Source organism: Asaia lannensis NBRC 102526 (genome assembly GCF_024054035.1).
Lineage (GTDB): Bacteria > Pseudomonadota > Alphaproteobacteria > Acetobacterales > Acetobacteraceae > Asaia > Asaia lannensis.
This window is the reverse complement of the sequence record NZ_JAMXQU010000006.1, coordinates 150,524-171,915: the sequence shown is the minus strand read 5'-3', so window position 1 is coordinate 171,915 and position 21,392 is coordinate 150,524. Positions and strand designations below refer to the sequence as shown.

The window sequence follows — 21,392 nt, the reverse complement described above, 5'->3', positions numbered from 1 at the left end:
CAGGCAGTCGCCGCGGCGTGTTCCGCTGCGGTGAACGGGCTTTTAGACCCCATACCCAACACCGTCAACATATAATTTCAGAAAAATGACATGCCCGGCGAAAAAATCGGACTTTCCACGTTCCGAAACGCCAAACGGGAGGCCGAAGCCTCCCGTTCATTCAAAGCACTGACTGGATGACTTTTTTCAGGTTTTCCCTTCGACGTTCTCATAAACACGAAACCATTCCACGAAACGTTTCACGCCTTCTTCCAGCGTAACCACAGGCCGCCAGCCAGTCAGGGCTGTCATCTCTTCATGTGATGACCAGGTGGCCTCGACATCCGAGAGCGGTCTGCGCTTTGCTTCGATCACTGCCTTGCGGCCGAGTTCCTGTTCGAGCAAGGCGACGAGGTGACTGACCGCTGTCGGGGAATCACTTCCCAGATTCAGGACACGGGATACGCCTTTCTCAGGCTCATTATCCAAAGCCGCCAGAACACCGGAAACGATATCATCGATATAGGTGAAATCGCGTGCCAGTCCTTCACCCTCATACAGGGTAAGCGCCTTCCCCTGCGTGATGGCATGAGCGAACTTGTAATAGGCCATATCCGGCCGACCCCATGGGCCGTAAGCCGTAAAAAAGCGCAGACCGGTCTGACGCAATCCGTAAAGATGGGCATAGGCATGAGCCGTCAGCTCACCCGCCCGCTTGGTCACGGCATAAAAGGAACCGGGACGATCGACAGCATCGCTCTCGCGGAAGGGCATGGCCTCGTTCAATCCGTAAACGGATGAGGACGATGCATAAACGATATGCTGCAGATGCGAGAGATGACGCGCCGCCTCAAGCAGCACCACATGACCCATCATATTGGCTGTTACGTAAGCACAGGGATCGGACAGCGAATAACGCACACCTGCCTGTGCAGCGAGATGCACGATATGCGTGACATCGGGATGCTCGCCCAGAATGGCCTCGACATCCTCACGACGGCTCAGGTCGCCCTGACGGAAAACGAAGCCAGGCTTCGCGGCAAGCTGGGCCAGCCGATCCTGCTTGAGCTGAACACTATAATAGTCATTCAGGGAGTCGAAGCCGATCACCTCATGACCCTGGCTCAATAACTGTGCGGCAACATGATAGCCGACAAAGCCTGCGGCCCCGGTCAGGAAAATCTTCATCGCGATCAGTGAGCCGTGCTCAGGGCTTTGGACGATACGAGATCACCCACGACGATATTGTTCTTCTCCATGGTCCCGGCAGCGACTTCCAGTACGGCGGCGGAATCGCCCTGTCCGGTCAAACGGCGCTCGCTATAAGGCACCGTCTTTTCTGCAATGGCCTGAATATGTCCGTCCGCCCCGATGAACACGATATCGAGCGATGCCGGGGTGTTACGCATCCACATGGCTGCGGCTTCAGGCGGATTGAACAGAAAGAGCATTCCCGTCCCGTCAGGGATTGTCTGGTGCGTCGATTCACCAGTTTCCTTTTCCTTTTCGGTCCGGGCGATCTCGACTGTGAAGTCATGGCGCATGCCATGACGGTCAGTAATCGTAAGGGGCGCTTTTTCGAGCGCCTTCCCGGCTTCGCCCTGCGCGGCGGCCGTCGAAGATCCCGCTGCAGCAAACGCCGGAACGGCCGGGGCCATAAGGGTCAGACCCGTCAGAAGCAGACTGCTTCGCCAAATCCTGTTCATGTCTGCTCTCCCGGCTTTCAGGTCAGATAAGGATTATTCTGCCGTTCCTCGCCGATCATTGTCGGCAGGCCATGCCCCGGCAGAACAACGAAATCGTCAGGCAGGGAAAGCAGCGTGCGCTTGATCCCCGCAATCAGACTGTCATGGTCGCCATAGGCGAAATCGGATCGGCCAACAACACCGCGAAACAGCGTATCGCCCACAATAGCCAGTTTATTGGCCCGACTTATATAGACGACATGACCGGGTGTATGACCGGGACAATGCGCCACCTCGAAGCTGATTTCCGGCAGGTCGATCACCTCACCATCGACAACGAAGCGATCGGGATGGGCATTATGCAGATCGAACAGGCCGAATGCCTGAGCCTGATCCTCGACCGTCTCAAGCAGGAAGGCGTCACGTTTGTCGGGACCTATCATCGCAACAGGTGTGACTTGCCGCCTGGCAAGCCCCTCCCGCAGGGCATCGGCACCACCGACATGATCGAAATGACCATGAGTCAGCAAAATAGCATCGACAGTCATGCCTTCGAGAAGACGCAGAAGCTCGGGCGCATCGCCACCCGGATCGACCACGACGGCCCTGCCCGTCTCCGGGTTTTCGAGCACGGTGCAGTTCTGACGTAACGGAGTGACCTTGACAGTGCGGGCACGCAAATCCGGCTTCTCCTTATTCGATACAAATAACAGCACAGGAAAGAACAGCCCCTCCCGGCGGATATCCCGATGCTGTGCAGAAAGCGCGCAACATCCAGTCAGGCCGCGATACCGCGCAGACGCCCCCCGTTCAAGCGATGATGCGACAACGCAGGATTGACCGGACGATTTGCCCGGACCAGAGTTCGGGCCATCCGCTGCAACCCGACCTGCACGGAATTACAAGGTTTTCAGGAGACGACCATGAGCCGAATTATCCGCACAGAACCCAATCCCGTCATGTCGAAGGCCGTCGAATATCACGGCTTCGTTTTCACGCAGGGTGTTGTCGCTCGCAATCTCGACGCCGATTTCGATGCGCAGACCGCCGATGTCCTGGAACAGCTCGATATTCTGCTCGAGCAGCATGGCACTGATAATACGCGTATTCTTCAGGCACAGATCTGGCTGAAGGACATCAATGACCGCGATGCGCTGAACAAGCAGTGGACCGCCTGGCTGCCGAAAGAATCGGCACCGGCGCGCGCCTGTGTTCAGGCAGTTCTGGCCGACCCGCGCATGCTCGTTGAGATCATGCTGATCACAACAAAGTAAGTCCCTCTTGAATTTTCTCCGGGCGAACACAAATTTTCCCGGAGAAAGTTCATAAATTCGCCATGAGTCCGCTTTACACGGGTTGCCAATCCAAGGTGAACATAGTTACCTAGATGCAACACACAACAGGCGGATATCGAATCAATGAACGTGGGACAGAAAAGTTGCCTCAAACTTCTCCGCAGGCCGTTTTTTTCGTCTCTGACCGTTCTGTCCGTTCTGGTTGGGTCGGCAGTTCTGGCCCCAAAGGCTGAAGCCCGCCAGAAGGCTGCACACAAGTCTGTCATGCACAGCGCACATGTCAGCCACCATGTTGCGAACCACCGCAGCGCCATTCATCAGACGCGCTTCACTGCACGCCATCATCGCTCCGGCGGTCATGTGATCCAGTGTGTTGCCTATGCCAAGGCAGCTTCCGACGTTGTGCTGAGCGGCAATGCGCGCGACTGGTGGGAGAACTCCCGCGGCGTTTACGCCCGCGGCTCCGCTCCCGAGCCTGGCTCCGTTCTGAATTTCCGTGCAATCCGTCGCATGCCCTACGGACATGTCGCCGTCGTGCGCGCGATCGAAGACAACCGTACGATCGTGATCGACCAGTCTCACTGGGCGCAGAACGGCGTGGCAAAGAACGTACGCGTCATCGATGTTTCCCCCAATAACGACTGGTCTGCCGTGCGCGTTGCGCTCAACAGCAATTCCGGCACCTATGGCAGCATCTATCCGACCTACGGATTTATCTACGGCCGCCCGGATGACGGCGTGATGATGGCAAACAATACGCCTGCGCCAGCGCATCGTTCCACAAAGTCTCGCACGGTCGAAACGGCGAGCTTTGCCGCCCTGCAGCACCCGATGAACTCGACCGAAGTTGCTGAAGCACCGGAAGATGCTTTCAGCCTCGAAGGACCCAGCCGTAACCTTCGTTAAGGCGCATCATCCGCCACATTGTTGAGTGTTGTTGAAGGCGATCCGCAAACGGGTCGCCTTTTTTCTTGCCAGGCACACTGGGCCGATCAGGCATCGTGCCGGGTAGAGGCCCAGCCTCGGGTGATTACAGCCTCGGGTGATTTATGTCAGGGGCGCGCGGCGCGATGGTAAGGGTGGCCTGCGCTGATCGCGCGTGCGCGATAGATCTGCTCTGCCAGAAGCAGACGAACGATCATATGCGGCCAGGTCATACGACCGAATGAAATCAGCGCATCGGCACGGTCGATGACGCTGGCCTCCAACCCTTCAGCGCCCCCGATGACGAAAGAGACCTGCTTGCCCGTGGCGAGCCAGGTTTCGAGCATCGTGGAGAATTGCTGCGAATCGGGAGACGTCCCACCTTCATCGAGCGCGATCATGATCGTGCCCTCAGGACAGGCGGACAGAATGGCCGACGCATCCTTGCGTCGTATTTCCTGGGCGCTACCACGGGATTCGGCAATCTCGACCAGATCGATCTTCGGGCGGGTGCGTTCGACATAACGGTCGAACAGCTCCCGCTCGGGCCCTCTCTTGAGTCGACCGACAGCGATGATCCTGATCATGGGTGATCAGAGATCCGTCGTATCCGCTTCATCACTCGCCGTATCGTCGAGATCCTTGCCCCACATGCGTTCGAGCGCATACAGCGCACGGCTTTCCGGCTTGAACAGGTGAACCACGATGTCGCCGGTATCCAGCAGCACCCAGTCGGTCCCGTTGGCGCCTTCGATCGTAATACGCTTGATGCCGATTTCGTTCAGCTTGTCTTCGATATGCGAAGCCATGGCAGCAATCTGCCTGTCGGCAATACCGGTCGCGACCACCATATGATCGGCAAAGCTGGCACGTCCACGCAGATCGAGCGTGACGATATCTTCCGCCTTGTCTTCATCGAGACTTGTCGTGATGAGCGCCAGCGCCTTTTCAACCAGTTCGGGCTCGGCACCGGTACGGGGTGCTGCGCTACGTGTCTTGCGCGGGCCTGCTGCGGCCGCTTTCTTGCGGGGCGTGCCGGCGGTTTTCAGGGTTGCGGCGCCCTCGCCCGTGGCGGGGTTGGGCTTGGTCTCACCAGCTGACGCGCGGCTGCGACGGGCTGGGGTGGTCGTCTCGTCGGACGGTTTTCTGGCGATGGCTCGACACTCCGGTCAAAACATTAGAGAGAGAGCGAGGCGGGATATTTGCCGGAATCCCTCAACGCTGTCGCTGATATACCGTTTTGCGGCGCCGGAAGAAAAGCCCAGACACCACCTTTCGAGCGAGACATGACCGGTCCCTGTCGCGATGGAACGCGCATATGGCTGAGCGCATGGGTAGCCTGACCCGATAAAGCGGTTCGATTACTGCCCGGTCGGGGTACCACAGCCATGGGCACATGCAGAGCGAGATCGCGCCAGCGCCGCCATTTTGTAAGCGAGGCAAGGCTGTCTGCCCCCATCAACCACACGAAACGCGCCTGGGGAAAACGCAGACGGAGCAGTTCGATCGTCTCGACCGTATAGCGTTTGTTCAGCCGCGCCTCGATATCCGTAGCGATAATACGTCGCCCATCGGCCAGAGCTCTGGCCGAATCGAGTCGGCTCTCGAACGGGGCCATGCCCTTACGGGGTTTGAGCGGATTCCCCGGCGATACCATGAGCCAGACCTGGTCGAGCCTCAGATGCGTCAGGGCATAGCGCGCCAGTTGCAGGTGACCTGCATGGGCAGGATTGAAAGACCCCCCAAGCAGGCCGATGGAAATTGCACGGTTGTCGCCGTATTTCGGTATCTGCGGCACGTCAGGGGCGTGTTTGACCGGTGCCGCGCACTTCATACCGGAAGGTTGTGAGCTGCTCGAGGCCGACAGGGCCACGAGCATGAATCTTGCCCGTGGCAATACCGATCTCGGCCCCGAACCCGAACTCTCCGCCATCGCAGAACTGGGTCGAGGCGTTCCACATCACCACAGCACTATCCGTACCGTTGAGGAATGTTTCGGCGATCTCCGCATTTCCGGTGATGATCGCCTCGGTATGACCGCTACCGTAGCGTGCGATATGGGCGAGCGCCTCCTGCACGGTATCGACAACGGCAACGGAAAGGCGGGCATCGAGCCATTCGGTCGCAAAATCGTCCGATGTCGCCGGTTCAAGGTCGTGCACGATCCGGCGTGCGGTTTCATCGCCCAGAACGGCACAGCCCAGTGCATGAAGATCCTGCACCAGCAGGGGCAGGAGCGTCTCGGCAATGGCGCGATCGATCAGCAGGGTTTCGGTCGCACCGCAGATTCCGGTACGGCGCATTTTTGCATTCGCCAATATGTCGCGCGCCATCGCGAAATCGGCATCCTTGTGGATATAGGTATGGCAAAGCCCGTCAGCATGGGCCAGCACGGGCACGCGGGCCTCACGCTGCACGCGCTCGACAAGCGACTTTCCGCCACGTGGAATGATCATGTCGATCTCACCGGCGGCTGTCAGCATCGACGCCACATGAGCCCTGTCGGCATCGGGGACGATCTGCACGCAATCGCGCGGAAGACCGGCCTTCTCCAGACCGTCCTGAATGCAGGACTGGATACAGCGCGCCGAGTGCAGGCTCTCGGAACCGCCGCGCAGAATCACGGCATTGCCGGATTTGATGCATAAGCCCGCCGCATCCGCCCCGACATTGGGGCGGCTTTCGTAAATCATGCCGATAACACCGAGCGGTGTGGCCACGCGCCGGATATCGAGACCGTTGGGTCGTGTCCATTCCGACAGTACCCTGCCGACCGGATCGGGCAGAAGCGCGATGGATTCGAGTCCCTTGGCCATGGCTTCGATGCGTGCGGGTGTCAGTGTCAGGCGATCGATAAAGGCCGCACTGGCCTTCGATGCCGCTACATCGCGCGCATTCGCCACAAGAATATCGGCCGCATGCGCGCGCAGGGCGAGAGCAGCTGCACGCAGAGCCTCGTTACGCTGGCTCTCTGGAGAGATGGCAAGAACGCGGGCCGCCGCGCGTGCTGGTCCGGTCAGGGCCTTGAAATCGGACACGGTCGTAGCAGCTTCCATCATGCATTCTCCTGTCTGCCTTGCGGCATCTGGCCCGATCGGACCCAAGGCCGGCAAAGGGCGATCAGCTATGTATCATTCCTGCGCTGCTTGAAAAGATCGCCCCAGGGCGAGGCTCGCAGCAACATTACGTGCGCAACGCCTCAGCGCTCTCTCGGCTTCAGCAAATGCCTCTTCCAGCGTACAGGGTCGATCGAGGCAGCTGAAAACCGCATCGAACCCGGTTGTAAAGAGATGCTCATGGCCTGCGCCCAATGTCCCGGCAAAGGCGATGACAGGCTTTCCCGCCGCTTTTGCCAGACTGGCAATCGCCTGAGGGGCCTTGCCCTGCACGGTCTGGCCATCCAGACGTCCCTCGCCCGTAATCACCAGGTCCATATCGTTCACGATACTTTGCAGGCCGAGCAGCCTCGCAACGGTTTCAGCGCCCGGAACGAGCGTTGCGTTACATAAGCCGACCAGCCCCAGAGCCGCACCGCCTGCCGCCCCCATACCGTCGCGCTGAGCCACATCCTGTCCGCTACGCATGGCGATCAGGCTTGCAAGGCGTGCCAGAGAGGCTTCCAGAATCGGAATCATGGCCGGTGTCGCACCCTTCTGCGGCCCGAAGACCGCCACAGCGCCTGTTTCGCCCAGCAGGGGAGCCGTAACGTCGCACAGGATGTCGATCTGGCTTTCCTTCAGCCTCGGATCGAGCCGATCGTCATCGAGGGTGAAAACCGATCCAAGCGGGCCGCCGCCTTGTGCGATTTCGTTCCCGCGCAGATCGCGCAGGGAGACGCCAAGCGCCTGAAGAAGTCCTGCCCCGCCATCGCAGGTCGCACTCCCCCCGAGAGCCAGAACCAGATGCCTGCACCCCCTGTCGAGCGCAGCACGCATCAGTTCGCCCACCCCGTAGGTGGTGGTGAAAAGAGGAGAGCGGGATTCGGGAGGAACCTGAGCCAGCCCGGCAGCCTCGGCCAGCTCGATAAGCGCCGTACGTCCCTGATCGAGCACGGCGAACCGGGCTTCGACAGGAACACCGAGCGGCCCGCAGACCGTCCGGGTCTCGATCTGTCCATTCAGCGTGCGTGCCATGATGGCAGCCGTGCCCTCGCCACCATCCGCCATGGGAAAGGCGTGATAGCGGGCATTGGGCCAGATTTCGGAAAATCCGTCTGTGATCGCCTGAACCACGGCCTCGGCGGTCAGGCTCTCCTTGAAGGAATCACAGGCAACGAGAATATCCATGAGCGCCTCCGGAATGACGCGCCATCATTGCCCGAGTGTCAGGCCGGTCAAGCCCCGGCCTGCACGTCAATCAGCGATACCCGGCCTCAGACGTTGAAGCGGAACAGCAGAACATCGCCGTCCTGCACCACATATTCCTTGCCTTCGATACGCAGCTTGCCCGCTTCCTTGGCACCCGACTCACCACCACAGGCAATATAATCGTCATAAGCCACGGTTTCGCAGGCAATGAAGCCGCGCTCGAAATCATTATGGATGACCGCCGCCGCCTGAGGTGCCTTGGTGCCCTTGGTGATGGTCCAGGCGCGCGTTTCTTTCGGACCGACCGTGAAATAGGTGCTCAGGCCCAGCAGCCCGTAGCCCGCAGCGATCACACGATCCAGACCCGAGTTGTTCAGACCCAGCCCTTCCAGGAATTCGGCGCGCTCTTCCTGTGGCAGCTGGCTGACTTCGGCTTCGATAGCTGCCGAAACGACCACAACGGCAGCACCTTCTGCCTCGGCACGCTTGCGTACGGCCTCGGAATGGCTGTTGCCGGTCGCTGCCGAGCCTTCTTCCACGTTGCAGACGTACAGCACCGGCTTGGTGGTCATGAGCTGCAGACGGCGTGCGGTTTCTTCCTCACCCTTGGGCACGGCCGTACGGGCAGGCTTGCCTTCACGCAATGCAGCAATAATGGGATCCATGATCGCAAGCTGCTGCTGGGCCTCGCGGTCGTTGCCGCGTGCGCGCTTCTGGAGCGAGACCTGACGCTTCTCGAGCGAATCCAGATCGGCCAGCATCAGTTCGGTTTCGATGATCTCGGCATCGCGCACCGGGTCCACACCGCCCTCGACATGGGTGATGTCGTCATCCTCGAAGCAACGCAGCACATGGATGATGGCATCCACCTCGCGAATATTGGCAAGGAACTGGTTGCCCAGACCTTCACCACGCGAAGCACCGCGCACGAGCCCGGCGATATCGACGAATTCGAGACTGGTCGGCAGGATTTTCTGCGACTTGCCGATACGTGCCAGATTCTCGAGACGCGGATCGGGCACGGCCACGCGACCCACATTGGGCTCGATGGTGCAGAAGGGATAATTCGCTGCCTGCGCCGCTGCCGTTTCGGTCAGCGCGTTGAACAGGGTGGATTTGCCCACATTGGGAAGCCCCACGATGCCACAATTGAAGCCCATCAGCGTTTCTCCCCGCACAACATGGCGATTTTTGTCATTGTCGCTTCCGGCTCCCCTTTGGCCAGCAGGGGCGACGCCGCAGCCACGGCATCGAGAAGCGCTTCGAGTTCGGTCTGTTCGGCCTTGGCGAAATCGCCCAGCACATGGCCCGTCACACGGTCTTTATGACCCGGATGCCCTATGCCCAGTCGCACGCGCTGATAATTCTGATCGCCCAGCATACGGTCCATGGAGCGCAGACCATTATGGCCCGCAGCACCGCCACCGCGCTTGACCCTCACCTTGCAGAACGCAAGATCGAGCTCGTCATGAAACGCCGTGATATCGGAAACCGGAATCTTGAAGAACCGCGCAGCCTGCTGCACGCTCTCGCCAGACAGATTCATATAGGTCATGGGCTTGAGCAGAAGAACTTTCTGTCCCTCGATGCTGCCCTCGGCCGTCTCTCCCTTGAAGCGCGAACGCCAGGGAGAAAACCGGTAGTATTCGGCAATACGCTCGACAGCCATGAAGCCAATATTATGGCGCTGCCTGCGCATGCCGGGCTCGGGATTACCGAGCCCGGTCCAGAGTAGCATTGCGGCCACCCGGTACGGTCTTACTTCTTCTTCGCGGGAGCGGCGGCGGCTTCGGCAGCAGCCTTCGCAGCGGCTTCAGCTTCCATTTCGGCATCGACCGTCGGCGGAGCGATGGTAGCGATGACGAAGTTCGGCAGCTGCAGAACCGGCGTTACGTTCTCGGTGCCGGTCAGGTCGTCCCAACGCACGTTGTCGTGGATGTCGAGGTTGCTCAGATCGACCGTAAAGCTGGCCGGGATGTTGTCCACGTCAGCCATGACGTCCACCGTGTGACGGACCAGGTTCAGCACGCCACCGCGCTTGATGCCAGGAGCCTTGTCTTCGCCGGTCACGTGGATGGCAACGGTCACATGGACCTTCTCGCCAGGAGCCAGACGCTGGAAATCGACATGGATCGGCGCGTCGGTCACGGGGTGAAGCTGCACTTCACGCATCAGGGCGCGCACGGTGCCGCTTTCGAGAGCCAGTTCGTACAGGCGCGAACGCCAGCCGCCACGGACCATTTCCTTGTGGATGATGCGCGGATCGATCTGGATCAGCGAAGGCTCCTGCTTGCCACCATACACAACACCCGGCACCAGACCGGCACGTCTCGTTGCGCGCGCTGCCCCCTTACCAGCCTTCGCGCGCGTAGAGACTTCGAGGGACGTCATATTTGTCACGGTATTCTCCCAAATTCATTGCACTCACGGCCTCCAGGGGTGCCTGAGTGAAGGCGCGCCTTAGCGGAAACGGGGGGGTAAAGCAATGATCTTCGGGAGTCGGCGGGTAATTTGCGCCTTGTATGTGCCCCTGCGAGCGCCTGTTTCACGGCTCTGCCCTGAAACCCGCAGAGCGGCATAGCCCCTCCGATCCCGAATGATCGAAATGGAATCCGAGAGGCCTGTTTCTTCTGGATGCGCAGGGTAAAGCCCCGCGTTTTTACTCGTAAGCCGTCAGCACCCAGCCATTTTCCGTTGGGTCGCAATAAAGCGGTACGGCATTGGCAAGGCGGACATTGATGGGAAGGCTCATGGCTGCACGCAGGGCACGGAAAAGCGCCCCATGCGCAACGATCATGGGAATGCCTTCATGCTCCAGCGCACGGTTGACGGCATTGGCCGCGCGGTTCTTGAGGCCATCGAAAGTCTCGCACCCTTCAGGGGTGAACTTCCCGTCGATCCAGGGGTCGTACCAGTCCCCCATGGGTTCGCCTTCCATCACGCCGAAACAGACTTCCTCCAGCTCGCGCTCGGTGCTGAGCGGAAGAGTAACGCCACTGGTATCGGCAATCGCCTTCTGAGCTGCCAGAGCGGTGTCATAGGCACGTACCAGCGGTGAAGAAACGATACGGGCAATCGGTTCTGCGCCATCACGCCAGTGACGGGAAAGGGAAGCACCTGCCTTCACTGCCTGTTCGCGCCCGGTGGCGTTCAGGGGGATATCCGTGCGTCCCTGTGAAAGGTTTTGGGCGTTCCAGTCGGTCTGACCGTGGCGCAGATACCAGAAGGGGCGACGAAGCAGCATGAAAACGTGTCCTTAATCGAAAAGCGAAGAGACAGAGCTTTCATCTGCCACAGCACTCATGGCACGCGCCAGAAGATTGGCGGTGCTGATCTGCCGGATATTGGGCGAGGCTTCCATGGCCTCTGTGGCCGGGATGCTATCGGTCAGGGTCAGCATGCGGATGGGCGAAGCAGAGATACGCTCCACAGCCTGTCCTGTCAGAACGCCATGGGTCACATAAGCTTCCACCCCTGCTGCTCCATGATTCATCAGGGCCTGCGCAGCATTGCACAGTGAGCCACCACTATCGACGATATCATCGACCAGAATACAGTAGCGCCCGCTTACATCGCCGATCACGTTCATGACCTCGGACACGCCCGCGCGCTCGCGGCGCTTGTCGATGATCGCCAGATCCGTGGTCAGACGCTGTGCGAGCTGACGCGCACGCACCACACCGCCCACGTCGGGGGAGACGATCATCAGATCCTCATTGGGGTGGCGGGCATTGATATCGCGCTTGAACAGCGGCGCGGCATAGAGATTATCGACCGGGATATCGAAAAATCCCTGAATCTGCATGGCGTGCAGATCCATGGTCAGAATACGGTTGGCGCCGGCCTCCACCAGAAGATTGGCGACAAGCTTTGCGCTGATCGGGGTGCGGGGGCCTGATTTGCGATCCTGTCTTGCATAGCCGAAATAAGGCATCACCGCCGTGACACGACGGGCCGATCCGCGACGCAGGGCGTCGAGCATGATCAGCAATTCCATCAGGTTATCGTTAGTCGGCGAGCAGGTGCTCTGGATCACGAACACGTCTTCGCCGCGCACATTTTCCTGAATCTCGACAAAGACCTCGGCATCGGCAAAGCGTCGTACAGACACCTTGCACAGAGGGAGACGCAATTCCTGGGCAACGGCACGCGCCAGTGGCAGGTTACTGTTACAGGCGACGATCTTCATCGGGAAACGACTCCGGTCCGGGGCGGCAGCAAACGCGGCCTTCTAACAACGCGAGGTCACGCTGTCATTAACTCATGAAGATGCCATCCGACCGGTAACGCGTTTTTTGCGGGCTTAGGGCCCACTCCGACCCAGGTGCTGGGTATCAGCTTTCGAAGCGCGTTCTGAAATCTTCATAGCCGTCGAATATGTAAACACCCATCTCCCTGCACTCTGGCCAGACCTGTTCGACCTCTTCAAGAACAGCCTCGGACGTCACGTAGAGCATAGGTTCGTCCCCGCCCCCGCCTGGATCGATAAGGGAAAGTCGAAGGGTCTCTATGAGGTACCACAGGGCACGGACCGTGCCTTCACGCCCAAGTGGCCGATCCCAGTCAAGAGCTTTGACCTGCCCGTTTACAACGGTAAAAAGAAACGTGTCGGTAGATGACGCGAAAGCAGAGCGACCATCAGGGTTGGTATAGGGTATCTGCTCACCCGTCTCGATACCACCATCCCCATCTTCCTCGACCCCCCATTCCTTGTAAAACGGATCGCCAATCCCCTTCAGCGCCGTGCGTACATCTTCGAGCGGGAAAGCTCCCATGCCTTCCTCGGCCTCAGGATCGAATTTATGAATGTAGATATTACGACTCATGATCTGCTTTCGCTCAGTAAGGGTATGCCGGACTGCCCATAAGACCATGGCAGAGCCATTATGTTATCTGCCAGAATATATACGCGAATACCGATAATATATTGCATAGGATCGCAAGCCCACACGGCATGATACAGAGATATCTGTATTTTATATTGAATTATCCTGGTCTCTTTGTCGTGATAACGCTCAGAGCGATTCTATTCGTATTTTAGCGTCACGACTATCAGTCATCCAAATCATGGTGCCTGCTCGCAATACGTGTGCTGTCTTGACCACGGGTAACGTTCTGCATGACAGATTAACGCTTCGGGGTAACGGTGATGGAGCGACGTGCCCCTTAATTTTTGAGAGGAACGGCGCGATGAACGCAACCGAGCGCGGCATCAGAGAACAATTCCCCCTTTGGGCGAAAGCCGATCTCGGGGGAGCCAGCCCCTCACCGGGTCACATTCAGGTTGTCGTTGGTTGCGGGACATCCGTGCATATTGCAGATTCGATTGCTGTTTTCCTGAATGCTCACGGCCATCAAAGCCGTGCCGTACCGGGCAATGAGTGGACGCGGCGGCCGCATGACTATGTCCCGGCTGGCGTGAATGTCGAGATCGTCGCGCTTTCGCGTAGCGGAGAATCGACCGAAACCGTGGCTGCCGCAAAGGCAAGCCAGTCCAACGGGCAGCATGTGACCGCCATTACCTGTGCGGACGGCAGCGCCCTTTGTCACCACGCCGATACCGTGGTGAGTGCGCAGACCCATCATGAGGAAGGGATCGTGATGACGGCGTCAGCCAGCCTGATGCTGCTTCTGGGCATGCGTTATGCGGGACTTACCGTAAGCCAGCCGACCATCGATGCCGCGCGCAGCCTGCTCGACCAGGCCGATCCTGCCCTCCCCGGCCTCATAGAAGGACGCTCGCATTTCGTGTTTCTGGGCGGTGGCGCCTTTTACGGTGTTGCCCGTGAAGGCGCTCTGAAAATGCAGGAAATGAGCCTCAGCCAGAGCGAGGCCCATCATCCGCTGGAATATCGACACGGCCCGATCAGTCTGATCGATGAGCGTTCGCTCGTGGTCATGATGTATCATCCCGATACGCTGGCGGAAGAGACCCTGCTGACGCAGGATCTGCTTTCCAAGGGCGCGCGGGTTCTGGGGCTTGGTGGGCCTGGTACAGTGTCCCTGCCCGTCGGGGGCGAGCCAGGCACGGGGCCGCTCGTCTGTCTGCCCGTACTTCAGCTCTTTGGCGAATATGTCGCGCGAAGCAAGAACCTCGACACGCTCGCCCCACGCCACCTGACCAAGGTCGTAACGATCGGCTGACACGCATGACGCGCTGTGGAAACGCATAGCGCGCCCTCCACAGGAAGGTTCTCCCGAACCGGACCTTCCTGTGGCAACAAACTCCCTGCAGGGAAACCTAGCCCGGCCTGCCTGTCGGCCTGTCTTGCGGAAGGCCTGCACTTTGTTCAGGCGGGAGGGGCTTGTGATTGCGCCCCGAATAATTGGTGATGATCTGATGCACGGCCCCCGCCGCCTCGGATGCGGCGGCCATGGCAACATCGCCCCATGCGCCATCGAGGGAATGGGCATCGATATCATGAAGCTGGGTTGCTGCCCCCGCTTCCTTGCCATCAGCCGCCACCGTACGCCAGACGATTTCGATATGCTGGACCGGATGACCCGTCATACCTGCCGGGCCGTCGCTGAGGGTAACGATGCCTTCCACGCTGTAATCGGCTGCTTTCGCGTCCGAATCGAGCTTGTCATGCCGATCCGGAAAGCTTGCGACGAAAGCACGCGCCAATGAAATATTACCATCGCCCGGCGCGCCATGAACGCCCTTGAAAAACACCTTCGCCGGTCGGCGTTTGAGACTATGGGGATCATCCTGCATCATGGCAGCCTGTATCCCGGTCAGGACCCCGCTGATCTGCGGAGCGGAAGAGGCAGCAAGCGATGCAAGCACATCTTTCTGTCCCTGAGCCCAGACAGAGGCCGGTATGGGCGCGGCATCCCAGTGACCGCGCGCCTCGCCCTTGGGGGTCATCACCTCATAATGCGGCGTCACCTGATCGCCCTGCATCGTTGCCGAAAGTCTGAGCCACCAGTCGCCCGCCTTTACCGGCTGCGCGCTGGCAGGCAGGGCCTGCTCCACAAGCTGGGCAGCAATGTCCTTCGCCCAAAGGGCGGATGCCGCATTGTCGAGCAGCGTTTCCGTAGGGGTCGGCACCGCCAGTCGCGGCGGTGGCGTGGTCAGGGCTAGGCGTCGGCCTTCAGGACCCGGATCGCCGAAAGGGTGCGGCATCTCCACGCACCCGGCAAGCAGCACGGTCACGGCAAACGACGTGACAGCCGATCTGATCGCACGCATCAGATGACGCTCCCTGCACGTATGGCGGAAATCTGATGACCTATGGCGCCGCCGCCTGCGAGCGTGCGTCGTCGATGGCTGAAAAACCGTGCGACATCGGGGCGTGTATCGAGACCGATGGTCGAAAGTCTGCACAGACCTGCACGACGCAACCTGTGCAGGCAGTAGCCGGGCAGATCGAACAGGAAATGACCCGACCGGGGGGCAGGCATGAAAAACTGTCCGGCCTCCGGTGACGTATCGAGCACCTCTTCACGCATTGCCGCGCCGACTTCATAGCTGGGCTGGTGAATGCACGGCCCCAGACAGGCCGTGACCTCTCCTGCCCCGAGCGACGCCATGGCCGCAATCGTGGCTTCGAGCACGCCACCGACAGCACCGCGCCATCCGGCATGTGCGGCCCCGACAACAGCCCCATCGGTGCTGGCAAACAGCACAGGGCCGCAATCGGCCGTAATCACACCAAGAGCCAGATCGTCACGATTGGTGACCAATGCATCGGCTTTCGGACCGCGTCCTGTTGGCCAGACCGGGCTCTTGGACGTCAGCGTGACCACATCGGCAGAATGGGTTTGCGTCAGTCCCAGCAGAACGTCCGGACTCACGCCCAGAAACCCCGCCACACGTCCACGGTTCTGCGCAACGTTTTCTGCCGTGTCGGCCGAGGCAAGAGAGCAGTTGAGCGTGTTGTAAGGAGCCGACGAGACACCGCCGAGACGGGTGAAAAAACCGTGTCGGAGCATGGAGAGAGAATCGGCCTGAAGCATCCAGCCGCGCGGCGCACGATCAGCCATAAGCCTTTTCTCCGTCGATCGTATGAGGATGACGCATACCGAATGCCATGAGCCAGAGACCGGCAAGCGCCATGGGAATGCAGAGCACCTGTCCCATGGTCACACCGAAGGGCAGGAAACCGATAAAGGCATCCGGCTCGCGGAACAGCTCGCAGAAGCTGCGTGCAAGCGCATAGCCGAACAGGAACAACCCGGCGAGAAACCCGTAGCGCATGCGCACCCAAGGGCGGCTGGCCGCAACAAGCATGACTGTCAGAAGCAGGGCGCCCTCGGTCAGGGCTTCGTAGATCTGTGAAGGATGGCGCGCGATCGGCCCACCCGTCGGAAAGACCATGGCCCAGGGAAGCCAGTCCGGGGCGGGACGTCCCCAGAGCTCACCATTCACGAAATTCGCGCAGCGCCCGAGCCCGAGACCGAGCGGTACAACAACCGTGATACGGTCGGAAAAAGCCAGGAAATTGATCTTGTTGCGCCACGTGAAATAGGCCAGCGCCAGTATGACGCCAAGAGCCCCGCCATGAAACGACATTCCACCCTGCCAGACCTCAAGGATGGCAAGCGGATGAGTCAGATAGAAGCCGGGCTTGTAAAAGAGGATATAGCCGAGCCGCCCACCCAGCACGACGCCGAGCATGGCCCAGAAGGCGAAATCATCCACCTGCTCGCGTGTGGCGGCACGGGGTGCCAGTGCGCACAGACGCACGGCAATCTTCCAGCCGATCAGGATCGAGAGAATATAGGCAAGCGCATACCAGTGCACGGCCAGCGGCCCGAGACGAAAGGCGATCGGGTCGAATTGCGGCAGGATGATCGGATGGGCAGCCATGAGGGTCTTTACAGATAGGGGTCGGGCGTCGCGAGGAAGTCGCGCACATAGCGCGTGACGCCCTCTTCCAGCGTCGTGAAGGGGCGATCATACCCGGCCGCGCGCAGACGGGTCATATCGGCGCAGGTATAGGACTGGTACTGGCCGTGCAATGCTTCAGGCATATCGATGAACTCGATACGACGCGGCACATCCGCTGCATCGCAGACGGCATTGGCCAGATCGACATAGGTACGCGCCGTACCCGTGCCGCAATTGAACAACCCGCTGACACCGGGGTGGTCGTACAGCCAGAGCATGATATCGATCAGATCGCCCACCCAGATGAAGTCGCGCGCCTGCGCGCCATCGGCGAGATCGGCGCGGTCGGAGCGGAATAGTCTTGCGGGTGCGCCGCGCATGACCTCGTCATACTTGACCTTGACGACCGAGATCATGGATCCCTTGTGGTACTCGTTGGGTCCGTAGACATTGAAGAATTTGAGACCGGCCCACTGGCGCGGCATCAACGCCCCGGAGTCCAGACGTGCAAAAAGATGCTGGTCGAACACATGCTTGGACCAGCCATAAAGATTCATCGGCCTGAGCGTATCGAGCCGGTCGGGTGCGTCGGAAAACAGCTCCGGCCTGTCTGCGGCGCCATAAGTCGCTGCCGACGACGCATAGAAAAAGGGCACATCGCGCACAGCGCACCAGTCGAGCAGCGTTTCCGACAGGTCGACATTGCTGCGCCAGACCAGATCGCCATCGCGCGCAGTCGTGCTGCTGATGGCACCCATATGGAACACGGCCTCGATATCGGTCGCATTGGCCAGAAAGGAATCGAGTGCATCGGGATCGATCAGCCGATCGGGGGCATGTTTGGCGAGATTGCGCCATTTGCCCTGATCGCGCAGGCGGTCGACAACCGCGACAGCCTCACCGCGCGCCTTGAGCGCTGCAACCAGGCACGAACCAATAAATCCGGCGCCGCCGGTGACGATCATCATGGAACCTGTATAAGACGCCGCAACGCAACCTCCAAGCCACACCGGAAGGAGAAAAACGCGGCATCGGCATCCCGATCGGACCGTGCCGCGTTGCAGCCGGAAGATGTGAGAGTCAGTCTGGGCAGCACACGCCCCTCTGGCCGCACGGGGGCATCATCACCGCCCGGAACACAGACCGGGCGACAGGACAGCAAGGATAGCACCATGGCAGACCGGCCCCGTTTTTTCGATGATCTTGCAGGTGTCGCCGGAGGCGCCTTTTCGGCTCTGACAGGGCTGCGCGAGGAAATCCACGCGATGGTCCGCGCCCGTATCGACGAGGCCCTTTCGTCGCTCGATCTAGTGCGCCGTGACGAGCTGGACGTTGCGCGCGAACTCGCCACCCGCGCACGCATGGCACAGGAAGATGCCGATATACGCATCGCCCGCATGGAAGAGCGTCTGGCCGATCTGGAAAAGGCCGTAACCGCCCCCACACCCCACGCCTGACAAACGCGTATGCCAGCATCCTTGCAACGGAGGCCGGGCATACGTAACGTGACCTGATATGACGATTCGCAGGACCTGATTTTGCGGATTTTCATATCGTTGCAGACATCCTGATGCGCGTCGCGTCGCCTCGTCCCGCGCATCACCGGCCCAGGGAGTCCCGCATGCCTGCTCTATCCATCTCCTCCTCCTCGCATCAGGATACCAACCCGCTCGACGTCATGGAGCAGATCGTCTGCGGCCATGACTGGGCGTTCGACCGTCGCACCGATTCGGAAATGGCGGCCGAGGCACCGGGAAAATGGTGCGATTACGGGCTTTATTTTTCCTGGTCGCGTGAGATCGCTGCCATGAATTTTACCTGCACGTTCGACCTGCGGGCTCCTGCCAATCGACGCAAGGCGCTTTACGAACTCATCGCGCTGGCCAACGAACGCCTCTGGATCGGGCATTTCAGCCTCGATCTCGAAACGGGAACGCCTGTCTTCCGGCATTCCGTCCTGCTGCGTGGTGCCACGAGCCTTGCTGCAGAAAGCATGGAAGACATGATCGATATTGCCATTACGGAATGCGAGCGGTTCTACCCCGCCTTCCAGTTCACGCTCTGGAGCGGCAAATCCCCCGCAGAGGCTCTCGAAGCAGCCATGCTCGACTGTGCAGGTGAAGCATGAGCCTGCCTTCTCTTCTGCTTGTCGGATGCGGTAAAATGGGTGGAGCGTTGTGGCAGGGATGGCTGGAGCGGGGCCTCGCCCCTTCCGTCATTCTGGACAGACGCTGCGAGGCACCCCCTGCACCGCATCGCGTCGTGCGGCGACCGGAGGATATCCCCGCGGATTTCAAGCCGGATATCATCGTTCTGGCGGTCAAACCGGCAGGTATGGAAGAGGCCCTCTCCTCGCTCCATCCGTTCCTTGACGGGACCATTCTCATCTCGATGCTTGCTGCCCGCACGATCGACAGTCTGCGTGCAGCCTGTCACGAGGCCAGCACCAGAATCGTGCGCGCCATGCCCAATACGCCAGCGGCCATTGGCAAGGGCGTGACCGGCGTGTGCAGCCCGGATCTGGACGAGAAAGGGCGCAGTCTCTGCACGGCCCTGCTCTCTGCGGTGGGCGATGTCGCCTGGGTCGGGAATGAAGAACAGCTCGAAGCCCTGACCCCGATTTCAGGCTGCGGCCCCGCTTATGTTTTTCTTCTTGCAGAGCTACTGGAAAAGGAAGCCCTGCGCGTGGGTCTGCCTGCCGAAACAGCGCGGCTCATTGCACGAGGAACGGTATCGGGTGCCGGCGCACTTCTTGAAGCCTCGCCAGAAGAGAGCGAGACCTTGCGCAAGAATGTCACGAGCCCCAATGGCGTGACAGCCAAGGCACTCGAGGTTCTGATGGCTCCCGATGCCTGGCCTGCCGCAATGACCGAGGCAGTCGACAAGGCCATGGCACGCTCGCGTGAAATGGCCTCCTGAGCTTCGGAGCGCGCTCCGGCTCTGCGCCCTGAAACAGGCCAGACACTGCTTCAGGGTATAAAACACCGCCAGAACCCTGCTCTTTTGTCTGTCATTTGATTGTCACCATACGCCCATCGGGTATTATCGCTCTCAGAATGACAGGAACGGGCTTATGACGGATATCGACCGCGAAGAATTTGATCTGGCACTTCTGGATGCAGGCTTCTCCGCCGCTGCAGAAAAGGGCTGGCAGCGCTTCTCGCTTGTCGAGGCTGCACAGCGTGCCGGTCTGCCGATCGATGAGGTAAGGGCGCGCTTTCCGTTCCGCCACAGCCTGCTGTTCCGTCTCGGTCGTCTTGCCGATGAATCGGCCTTCCGTGACGACGGGCTGAGCGGCACGGTACGCGAGCGTGTGTTCGATCTGTTCATGCGCCGCTTCGATGTGTTCCAGCAATATCGCGAAGGCATACGGGCTGTCCTGCAGGCCCTGCCGACCGAACCTGGTCTGGCTGTGCTGCTTGGCGCGGCCACACTCGACACAATGCGCTGGATGGCCGATGTGGCGGGTGTGGACTGCACCGGCCTCGGTGGCAAGATGCGCCTGAACGGCCTTGCAGGGGTCTGGGGCTTTGCCCTTCGCGCCTGGGAAAAAGACGAAAGCGCCGACCTTTCGCAGACAATGGCAGCCCTCGATCAGGCGCTGGACAAGGCAGAGCGCTTTGGCGTGCTCAAACCCTCGCCTGACCGTCTTGCTGAAGAAGCCGGACAGCGCAGCGGCATTGCAGATCACCCGCTCGAACTGGAAACATAAGAGCTTTACGTTCGCGAAGAGGCAGATTAAAAGCCCTTCAACGCGATGGGATGTAGCCAAGCGGTAAGGCAGCGGATTTTGATTCCGCCATTCGGAGGTTCGATCCCTCCCATCCCAGCCAGCGCTTTTTTCAGAAAATCGAATTCTTCACCCTGGCTGTAATCAGCCGCACGAACCCGTTTTCGGCATGTGCGTTTCCTCCGGTCTTCTGCGCTTGCCTCGCAGCCGTTCCAACGCGAAACGCCAGAGCTATCCTGCCTCTATCGGCCTCATCGGATATCGGCTCGACAGGAGCCTTCTGAAGTCTGTGCAGGCGGCTTGCCGGCTGGCGCGCGAAAATCTTACGTGGAAATTTCAGGCTCCAGAAACAGCTCACCATACGAGGTCGCGAGTGAAGGCTGCCAGATAAACAGGGCAAGACGCACGGAAACACGATAAGCAGAAGCGCAGAGCGCTCTGAACTATCGTATCTGGCAAGCATATTATCAGGAAAAGGTACCGGCGGGGCGATGGTGGGCACACAAGGGCTCGAACCTTGGACCCGCTGATTAAGAGTCAGCTGCTCTACCAACTGAGCTATGTGCCCATAGCCCCGCTCCGGTGAGAGGGCTTCTAACAAAGGGCGGAACAGGCAGCAAGAGGAAAAATGCACTA

25 protein-coding genes and 2 tRNA genes are annotated in these 21,392 nt (G+C 59.8%); 8 read left to right on the top strand and 19 right to left on the bottom strand.

Annotation, left to right across the window (positions count from 1 at the left end; all coding sequences use genetic code 11):
* Positions 1-186: 186 nt before the first annotated feature.
* The 3 genes from NF685_RS10000 to NF685_RS09990 are packed head-to-tail and all read right to left on the bottom strand — an operon-like array spanning position 187 to position 2,344.
* Entirely contained in the window at positions 187-1,167 is a 981-nt protein-coding gene (locus tag NF685_RS10000; RefSeq protein WP_252849511.1) for an NAD-dependent epimerase/dehydratase family protein, read from the bottom strand.
* 5 nt (positions 1,168-1,172) lie between these two features.
* The gene (locus NF685_RS09995) at positions 1,173-1,685 is read right to left on the bottom strand and encodes a DUF192 domain-containing protein (protein ID WP_252849510.1); all 513 of its coding nucleotides are present in this window, start codon (positions 1,683-1,685) and stop codon (positions 1,173-1,175) included.
* A gap of 17 nt (positions 1,686-1,702) precedes the next feature.
* Positions 1,703-2,344: an MBL fold metallo-hydrolase gene (locus tag NF685_RS09990; RefSeq protein ID WP_222546198.1), complete on the bottom strand. Its 642-nt coding sequence runs from the start codon at positions 2,342-2,344 to the stop codon at positions 1,703-1,705.
* Between the two features lie 243 nt (positions 2,345-2,587).
* Between NF685_RS09990 and NF685_RS09985 the strand changes: the two genes are divergently transcribed.
* Positions 2,588-2,938 carry a RidA family protein gene (locus tag NF685_RS09985; protein WP_252849509.1) on the top strand — a complete coding sequence of 117 codons (351 nt, stop codon included), beginning with the start codon at positions 2,588-2,590 and terminating at the stop codon, positions 2,936-2,938.
* Positions 2,939-3,223: 285 nt separating this feature from the next.
* Positions 3,224-3,865 (top strand): CHAP domain-containing protein, encoded by a 642-nt coding sequence (locus NF685_RS09980; RefSeq protein ID WP_306414233.1) that lies wholly within the window; start codon positions 3,224-3,226, stop codon positions 3,863-3,865.
* A 146-nt stretch (positions 3,866-4,011) separates the two neighbouring features.
* Here the strand turns inward: NF685_RS09980 and NF685_RS09975 are convergent, their stop codons facing one another.
* From NF685_RS09975 to NF685_RS09925, 11 genes are all read right to left on the bottom strand, one after another.
* Positions 4,012-4,467: a 23S rRNA (pseudouridine(1915)-N(3))-methyltransferase RlmH gene (locus tag NF685_RS09975; RefSeq protein WP_252849522.1), complete on the bottom strand. Its 456-nt coding sequence runs from the start codon at positions 4,465-4,467 to the stop codon at positions 4,012-4,014.
* Between the two features lie 9 nt (positions 4,468-4,476).
* Positions 4,477-4,932, bottom strand: a complete 456-nt coding sequence (rsfS, locus tag NF685_RS09970; protein ID WP_222548617.1) for a ribosome silencing factor — start codon at positions 4,930-4,932, stop codon at positions 4,477-4,479.
* A 128-nt stretch (positions 4,933-5,060) separates the two neighbouring features.
* On the bottom strand, positions 5,061-5,717 hold the full coding sequence (locus NF685_RS09965) for a nicotinate-nucleotide adenylyltransferase (RefSeq protein WP_222548618.1): 657 nt from the start codon (positions 5,715-5,717) through the stop codon (positions 5,061-5,063).
* Positions 5,683-6,939, bottom strand: coding sequence for a glutamate-5-semialdehyde dehydrogenase (locus tag NF685_RS09960; RefSeq protein ID WP_373317787.1), 1,257 nt, complete (start codon positions 6,937-6,939; stop codon positions 5,683-5,685). The genes NF685_RS09965 and NF685_RS09960 overlap by 35 nt, the downstream gene beginning before the upstream one ends.
* 75 nt (positions 6,940-7,014) lie before the next feature.
* Positions 7,015-8,169 (bottom strand): glycerate kinase, encoded by a 1,155-nt coding sequence (locus NF685_RS09955; protein WP_252849505.1) that lies wholly within the window; start codon positions 8,167-8,169, stop codon positions 7,015-7,017.
* Between the two features lie 86 nt (positions 8,170-8,255).
* The gene (gene ychF / locus NF685_RS09950) at positions 8,256-9,350 is read right to left on the bottom strand and encodes a redox-regulated ATPase YchF (protein WP_222546203.1); all 1,095 of its coding nucleotides are present in this window, start codon (positions 9,348-9,350) and stop codon (positions 8,256-8,258) included.
* Positions 9,350-9,928 (bottom strand): aminoacyl-tRNA hydrolase, encoded by a 579-nt coding sequence (gene pth, locus NF685_RS09945; RefSeq protein ID WP_222546204.1) that lies wholly within the window; start codon positions 9,926-9,928, stop codon positions 9,350-9,352. The genes ychF and pth overlap by 1 nt, the downstream gene beginning before the upstream one ends.
* A 20-nt stretch (positions 9,929-9,948) precedes the next feature.
* Positions 9,949-10,590, bottom strand: a complete 642-nt coding sequence (locus NF685_RS09940) for a 50S ribosomal protein L25/general stress protein Ctc (RefSeq protein ID WP_222546205.1) — start codon at positions 10,588-10,590, stop codon at positions 9,949-9,951.
* Positions 10,591-10,849: 259 nt separating this feature from the next.
* Entirely contained in the window at positions 10,850-11,434 is a 585-nt protein-coding gene (locus NF685_RS09935; RefSeq protein ID WP_222546206.1) for a histidine phosphatase family protein, read from the bottom strand.
* Between the two features lie 12 nt (positions 11,435-11,446).
* Positions 11,447-12,379 (bottom strand): ribose-phosphate pyrophosphokinase, encoded by a 933-nt coding sequence (locus NF685_RS09930; protein WP_222546207.1) that lies wholly within the window; start codon positions 12,377-12,379, stop codon positions 11,447-11,449.
* Positions 12,380-12,524: 145 nt separating this feature from the next.
* Positions 12,525-13,016 (bottom strand): hypothetical protein, encoded by a 492-nt coding sequence (locus NF685_RS09925; protein ID WP_252849504.1) that lies wholly within the window; start codon positions 13,014-13,016, stop codon positions 12,525-12,527.
* Positions 13,017-13,380: 364 nt separating this feature from the next.
* Here NF685_RS09925 and NF685_RS09920 point away from each other — a divergent pair, with 364 nt between their 5' ends.
* Positions 13,381-14,334: an SIS domain-containing protein gene (locus tag NF685_RS09920; protein WP_252849503.1), complete on the top strand. Its 954-nt coding sequence runs from the start codon at positions 13,381-13,383 to the stop codon at positions 14,332-14,334.
* Positions 14,335-14,431: 97 nt separating this feature from the next.
* Here NF685_RS09920 and NF685_RS09915 read toward each other — a convergent pair whose 3' ends face one another.
* The 4 genes from NF685_RS09915 to rfaD are packed head-to-tail and all read right to left on the bottom strand — an operon-like array spanning position 14,432 to position 17,994.
* On the bottom strand, positions 14,432-15,385 hold the full coding sequence (locus NF685_RS09915) for a hypothetical protein (RefSeq protein ID WP_252849502.1): 954 nt from the start codon (positions 15,383-15,385) through the stop codon (positions 14,432-14,434).
* A complete protein-coding gene (gene pgeF / locus NF685_RS09910; protein ID WP_252849501.1) occupies positions 15,385-16,179 on the bottom strand; it encodes a peptidoglycan editing factor PgeF in 795 nt (264 codons plus the stop codon). Before pgeF ends, NF685_RS09915 begins: the two co-directional genes overlap by 1 nt.
* Positions 16,172-17,005, bottom strand: a complete 834-nt coding sequence (lgt, locus tag NF685_RS09905; RefSeq protein ID WP_222546212.1) for a prolipoprotein diacylglyceryl transferase — start codon at positions 17,003-17,005, stop codon at positions 16,172-16,174. The genes pgeF and lgt overlap by 8 nt, the downstream gene beginning before the upstream one ends.
* A gap of 8 nt (positions 17,006-17,013) precedes the next feature.
* Positions 17,014-17,994: an ADP-glyceromanno-heptose 6-epimerase gene (gene rfaD / locus NF685_RS09900; protein ID WP_222546213.1), complete on the bottom strand. Its 981-nt coding sequence runs from the start codon at positions 17,992-17,994 to the stop codon at positions 17,014-17,016.
* Positions 17,995-18,198: 204 nt separating this feature from the next.
* On the opposite strand from rfaD, the gene NF685_RS09895 reads away from it, so the two are divergent.
* The 5 genes from NF685_RS09895 (at position 18,199) to NF685_RS09875 (ending at position 20,859) form a co-directional block, all read left to right on the top strand.
* Positions 18,199-18,483 carry an accessory factor UbiK family protein gene (locus NF685_RS09895; protein ID WP_222546214.1) on the top strand — a complete coding sequence of 95 codons (285 nt, stop codon included), beginning with the start codon at positions 18,199-18,201 and terminating at the stop codon, positions 18,481-18,483.
* A 164-nt stretch (positions 18,484-18,647) separates the two neighbouring features.
* Complete coding sequence (locus tag NF685_RS09890; protein ID WP_222546215.1) at positions 18,648-19,154, top strand: type III secretion system chaperone family protein; 507 nt, start codon at positions 18,648-18,650, stop codon at positions 19,152-19,154.
* Entirely contained in the window at positions 19,151-19,945 is a 795-nt protein-coding gene (proC, locus tag NF685_RS09885) for a pyrroline-5-carboxylate reductase (protein WP_252849500.1), read from the top strand. The genes NF685_RS09890 and proC overlap by 4 nt, the downstream gene beginning before the upstream one ends.
* A 154-nt stretch (positions 19,946-20,099) precedes the next feature.
* Positions 20,100-20,738 (top strand): TetR family transcriptional regulator, encoded by a 639-nt coding sequence (locus NF685_RS09880; protein WP_222546217.1) that lies wholly within the window; start codon positions 20,100-20,102, stop codon positions 20,736-20,738.
* Between the two features lie 46 nt (positions 20,739-20,784).
* Positions 20,785-20,859 (top strand) — tRNA-Gln (locus tag NF685_RS09875).
* A gap of 389 nt (positions 20,860-21,248) precedes the next feature.
* On the opposite strand, the gene NF685_RS09870 is transcribed toward NF685_RS09875, so the two are convergent.
* Positions 21,249-21,324, bottom strand: a tRNA-Lys gene (locus NF685_RS09870).
* Positions 21,325-21,392: the final 68 nt, after the last annotated feature.

Excerpts from the sequence above, each read along its gene's own strand:
- NF685_RS10000 (WP_252849511.1), bottom strand. The coding sequence starts at position 1,167 with ATGAAGATTTTCCTGACCGGGGCCGCAGGCTTTGTCGGCTATCATGTT.
- NF685_RS09995 (WP_252849510.1), bottom strand. The coding sequence starts at position 1,685 with ATGAACAGGATTTGGCGAAGCAGTCTGCTTCTGACGGGTCTGACCCTT.
- NF685_RS09985 (WP_252849509.1), top strand. The coding sequence starts at position 2,588 with ATGAGCCGAATTATCCGCACAGAACCCAATCCCGTCATGTCGAAGGCC.
- NF685_RS09980 (WP_306414233.1), top strand. The coding sequence starts at position 3,224 with ATGCACAGCGCACATGTCAGCCACCATGTTGCGAACCACCGCAGCGCC.
- NF685_RS09965 (WP_222548618.1), bottom strand. The coding sequence starts at position 5,717 with ATGAAGTGCGCGGCACCGGTCAAACACGCCCCTGACGTGCCGCAGATA.
- NF685_RS09960 (WP_373317787.1), bottom strand. The coding sequence starts at position 6,939 with ATGGAAGCTGCTACGACCGTGTCCGATTTCAAGGCCCTGACCGGACCA.
- NF685_RS09955 (WP_252849505.1), bottom strand. The coding sequence starts at position 8,169 with ATGGATATTCTCGTTGCCTGTGATTCCTTCAAGGAGAGCCTGACCGCC.
- ychF (WP_222546203.1), bottom strand. The coding sequence starts at position 9,350 with ATGGGCTTCAATTGTGGCATCGTGGGGCTTCCCAATGTGGGCAAATCC.
- pth (WP_222546204.1), bottom strand. The coding sequence starts at position 9,928 with ATGCTACTCTGGACCGGGCTCGGTAATCCCGAGCCCGGCATGCGCAGG.
- NF685_RS09935 (WP_222546206.1), bottom strand. The coding sequence starts at position 11,434 with ATGCTGCTTCGTCGCCCCTTCTGGTATCTGCGCCACGGTCAGACCGAC.
- NF685_RS09930 (WP_222546207.1), bottom strand. The coding sequence starts at position 12,379 with ATGAAGATCGTCGCCTGTAACAGTAACCTGCCACTGGCGCGTGCCGTT.
- NF685_RS09925 (WP_252849504.1), bottom strand. The coding sequence starts at position 13,016 with ATGAGTCGTAATATCTACATTCATAAATTCGATCCTGAGGCCGAGGAA.
- NF685_RS09920 (WP_252849503.1), top strand. The coding sequence starts at position 13,381 with ATGAACGCAACCGAGCGCGGCATCAGAGAACAATTCCCCCTTTGGGCG.
- NF685_RS09915 (WP_252849502.1), bottom strand. The coding sequence starts at position 15,385 with ATGCGTGCGATCAGATCGGCTGTCACGTCGTTTGCCGTGACCGTGCTG.
- pgeF (WP_252849501.1), bottom strand. The coding sequence starts at position 16,179 with ATGGCTGATCGTGCGCCGCGCGGCTGGATGCTTCAGGCCGATTCTCTC.
- lgt (WP_222546212.1), bottom strand. The coding sequence starts at position 17,005 with ATGGCTGCCCATCCGATCATCCTGCCGCAATTCGACCCGATCGCCTTT.
- rfaD (WP_222546213.1), bottom strand. The coding sequence starts at position 17,994 with ATGATGATCGTCACCGGCGGCGCCGGATTTATTGGTTCGTGCCTGGTT.
- NF685_RS09895 (WP_222546214.1), top strand. The coding sequence starts at position 18,199 with ATGGCAGACCGGCCCCGTTTTTTCGATGATCTTGCAGGTGTCGCCGGA.
- NF685_RS09890 (WP_222546215.1), top strand. The coding sequence starts at position 18,648 with ATGCCTGCTCTATCCATCTCCTCCTCCTCGCATCAGGATACCAACCCG.
- proC (WP_252849500.1), top strand. The coding sequence starts at position 19,151 with ATGAGCCTGCCTTCTCTTCTGCTTGTCGGATGCGGTAAAATGGGTGGA.
- NF685_RS09880 (WP_222546217.1), top strand. The coding sequence starts at position 20,100 with ATGACGGATATCGACCGCGAAGAATTTGATCTGGCACTTCTGGATGCA.